General features: G+C 66.3%; 3 protein-coding genes. All 3 read left to right on the top strand.

The genetic code is table 11. The features are described 5' to 3' along the window. On the top strand, positions 1 to 1,442 hold a 1,442-nt coding region (locus tag CVM52_RS24525), incomplete at its 5' end, for a putative PEP-binding protein (RefSeq protein WP_100164913.1). 122 nt (positions 1,443 to 1,564) lie between these two features. Continuing rightward, positions 1,565 to 2,209 carry a cell wall hydrolase gene (locus CVM52_RS24520; protein ID WP_100164912.1) on the top strand — a complete coding sequence of 215 codons (645 nt, stop codon included), beginning with the start codon at positions 1,565 to 1,567 and terminating at the stop codon, positions 2,207 to 2,209. A 184-nt stretch (positions 2,210 to 2,393) separates the two neighbouring features. After that, on the top strand, positions 2,394 to 3,314 hold the full coding sequence (locus CVM52_RS24515) for a dihydroneopterin aldolase (RefSeq protein ID WP_100164914.1): 921 nt from the start codon (positions 2,394 to 2,396) through the stop codon (positions 3,312 to 3,314). Positions 3,315 to 3,448 lie beyond the last annotated feature (134 nt).

Here is a 3,448-nt window from a genome sequence, read left to right as displayed (position 1 = left end):
CCCGGCGCGAGCCCTGCATCCTGGTGCGGCGCGAAACCGCGCCCGAGGATATCCGCGGCATGCATGCCGCTGCCGGGGTGCTGACCGAACGCGGCGGCATCACCAGCCACGCGGCGGTGATCGGGCGCGGGCTGGGCCTGCCCTGCATCGTCGGCGCCTCGTCCCTGCGCTTTGACTCGCGCAGAAACACCATCACCACGCCGGATGGGCGGGTGTTGCGGGCCGGTGACGTCATCACCATCGATGGGTCGTCCGGCGAGATCCTGGCCGGCGAACCGCCATTGCTGGAACCGGCGCTGGACGATGCATTCCAGCAATTGATGGACTGGGCCGATGCCGCGCGCGACATCGGCATCCGCGCCAATGCCGACACTCCCGAAGATGCCCAGACCGCGCGCAATTTCGACGCCCAGGGCATCGGGCTGTGCCGGACCGAGCACATGTTCTTCGAACCCGGCCGCCTGACGGTGATGCGCGAGATGATCTTTGCCGAGACCAGCGCCGGCCGCGAGGCGGTGCTGGAGCGGCTGCTGCCGATGCAGCGCGACGATTTCATCCAGCTGTTCCGCATCATGGAGGGGCAGCCGGTCTGCATCCGCCTGTTTGACCCGCCGCTGCATGAATTCCTGCCCACCTCGCATAGCGGCCAACGCGAACTGGCCGAGGCGCTGGACATCCCGGTCAGCGACGTCACCCGGCGGGTCGAGGAAATGGCCGAATATAACCCGATGCTGGGCCTGCGCGGCGTGCGGCTGGGCGTGACGCTGCCCGAGATTTACGACATGCAGGCGCGGGCGATCTTCGAGGCGACGCTGGAAGCCAGCCGCCAGGGCGATCCGGTGGTGCCGGAAATCATGATCCCGCTGGTCTCGGCCAAGCGCGAGGTCGAACTGGTCAAGGGCCGGATCGACGCCGTCGCCTCGGCGGTGCGCAGCGAGAAGGGCCGCAGCTTTGACTATCGGCTGGGGGTGATGGTGGAGACCCCGCGCGCGGCGCTGCGCGCCGACGAGATCGCGCTGCACAGCGCCTTCATGAGCTTTGGCACCAACGACCTGACGCAGATGACCTATGGGCTGTCGCGCGACGATGCCGGGCGGTTCATGTCGGCCTATGTGCAACAGGGCGTGTTCCCTGAGGATCCTTTTCACGTCCTGGACCAGGACGGGGTGGGAGAATTGTTGAAGCTGGGGGCGGAACGGGGCCGTTCCTCAAAGCCGGGAATAACCCTGTCGATCTGTGGAGAACATGGGGGTAACCCCGAATCAATCGCCTTCTGCCGATCGGCGGGATTCGACTATGTCTCCTGTTCTCCGTTCCGGGTTCCGGTGGCGCGGCTGGCCGCGGCGCAATTGGCGATTCACCACAAGATGGGCGATCAAAAGTCGGCGCTTGCGCAGATGTTGTGGCGGTGGCGAGTCCGGGGCCGGCGGCAAGCCCGTTAACTTTGGCAGATTACCGCTTGTTTTTTCTGCAAAACTGGATTTAACAGGCGCTTTGCGGTAAGCGGTCCGAGGCGCATGCGCTATGGGGTCCGCTTTTGCGCGGGCGATCATCGGGGGTTACCATGAAACCGTTTTTAATCGCGGCCGCGATGGCCGGGGCTTTGATTTTGCCTTCTGCTGCCTCTGCCGAAGCCGATTTGAAGGACCTGTTTCGGCAAGAACAGAACAGCCTGGATAATCTTTCGGGGCGACATCTGCGATCGCTGCTGACCGTGTCGGCACCGCGCAGCAAGACCCGCCCGGAGTCGATCAGCTTCACCAAGGACTGGGTGGATGGCCTGCCGCCCGCCGCCGGCGACGAAGAATGGCGCTGCCTGGCCGAAGCGCTGTATTTCGAGGCGCGCGGCGAGACCGTGAAAGGCCAGTTCGCGGTCGCCGAGGTGATCATGAACCGCGTCAACAGCAGCCGCTTTCCCGCCACGCTATGCGGGGTGATCAACCAGGGCACCGGCCGCAAGTATCAGTGCCAGTTCACTTATACCTGTGATGGTTACAAAGAGATCATCGCCGAACCGAAGGCGTTCGAACGGGTGGCAAAGGTGGCCCGCGCGGTGCTGGACGGGGTGACCGTGGGGCTGACCGGTGGCGCGACCTATTATCATACCACCGCCGTGCGCCCGAAATGGTCGCGCACCTACAAGCAGACCGCGCGCATCGGCGTGCATGTGTTCTATCGTCCGAATTATCGCACGGCGAGCAGCGAATAACCGCTTCTTTTGCGGCTGAGAACCCGGCCGCAACTGTCTTGGGACAAAGCGGTTTTTCGCGGCTTGCAGGATGCGCCGCCGCCAGCCCGTGCCTGCGGTGGCTGGTGCGGGTCTGCCGGGCCTGCTAGAAGGCGGCGCGGCCTTCGGGCCGCGGCGACATCGCGAGATGACAAAGGCCCGCTGCATGACCTCCGATATCCATCTTGCCTTCGCGCATCCCGCCGAACGCTCCGAGGCCACGGCCGGGGCCGGGCCGCTGGACCGCATTTCGCTGCGCGACCACGTGGTCGAGGTCGAGATCGGTGCGTTTCAGGCCGAACGCGGGCGCACCCAGCGGGTGTGCTTCAACATCGTGGTCGAGGTGCGGCCGCAATCCGGGCCGATCGACGACGATGTCGACCGCATCCTCAGCTATGACCGGGTGACCGAGGCGATTGCCTATGAACTGGCGGCCGAACGGCTGAACCTGCTGGAAACCCTGGCCGAGCGGGTGGCGGAACGTATTCTACTTGAGCCGCAGGCTGTAAGAGCCTTTGTTCGCATCGAAAAACTGGATCGGGGTCCCGGCGCCCTGGGGGTTGAGATCGTACGCGCGCAGGACGGCCACCCGCATGCGCCGGTGGCCTACGAGGTGCCGCATCCCCGGCTGGCATACCTGTCGAACGCGGCGATTGCCTCGCCGCATCTGCCCGGCTGGATCGACCAGTTGCAGGCGCGGCAGCGGCCGCTGGTCCTGTGTGTCGGCGCGCCGGACGCCGCCGCACCGCAAACGGCGCACCCGCTGACCCAGCGGCGGATCGACCTGCTGGCGATCGAGCAGAACGCCTGGGTGCTGGCGTCGCGCGATGCCCGTTGCGTGGTGGTCAGCACCCGGACCGAACTGGACTGGGCCATGCGCAACGGCCAGATCAGCGTCTGGGCGCCGTCGAAAATCGTGCTGGATGCGGTCGATGGCCCCTCGGCGCAGCCGGGTGATGCGGTGGCGCTGGCGGCCTGGTTCGCCGCCACCTTCGCTGCCACCGAAATGCTGGTAATCGGCGCCGACCTGCCGGCCAGCAGCGAGGTGCCGCTGCGGGCGCTGCCGGTGGGACAAGCGCAGCTGTGACCGACTATTTCCGACCGCTGGTTCAGCATGGCCCGGCCCGGCCCGAGGGCGCGCATCCGCTGGCGGGAGGGCCGCTGTGGTTCACCCATGCCGAGGCGCTGCGACGCGATGGCCCGGCCGAACTGATCCCGGCG

Origin of the sequence: Pseudooceanicola lipolyticus (assembly GCF_002786325.1) — a bacterium.
Lineage (GTDB): Bacteria > Pseudomonadota > Alphaproteobacteria > Rhodobacterales > Rhodobacteraceae > Pseudooceanicola_C > Pseudooceanicola_C lipolyticus.
The sequence above is the reverse complement of the archived record's forward strand: the minus strand, read 5'-3'. Positions and strand labels throughout refer to the sequence as shown.

Bases quoted from the DNA above. Each gene is read 5' to 3' on its own strand.
- CVM52_RS24520 (WP_100164912.1), top strand. From the start codon at position 1,565: ATGAAACCGTTTTTAATCGCGGCCGCGATGGCCGGGGCTTTGATTTTG.
- CVM52_RS24515 (WP_100164914.1), top strand. From the start codon at position 2,394: ATGACCTCCGATATCCATCTTGCCTTCGCGCATCCCGCCGAACGCTCC.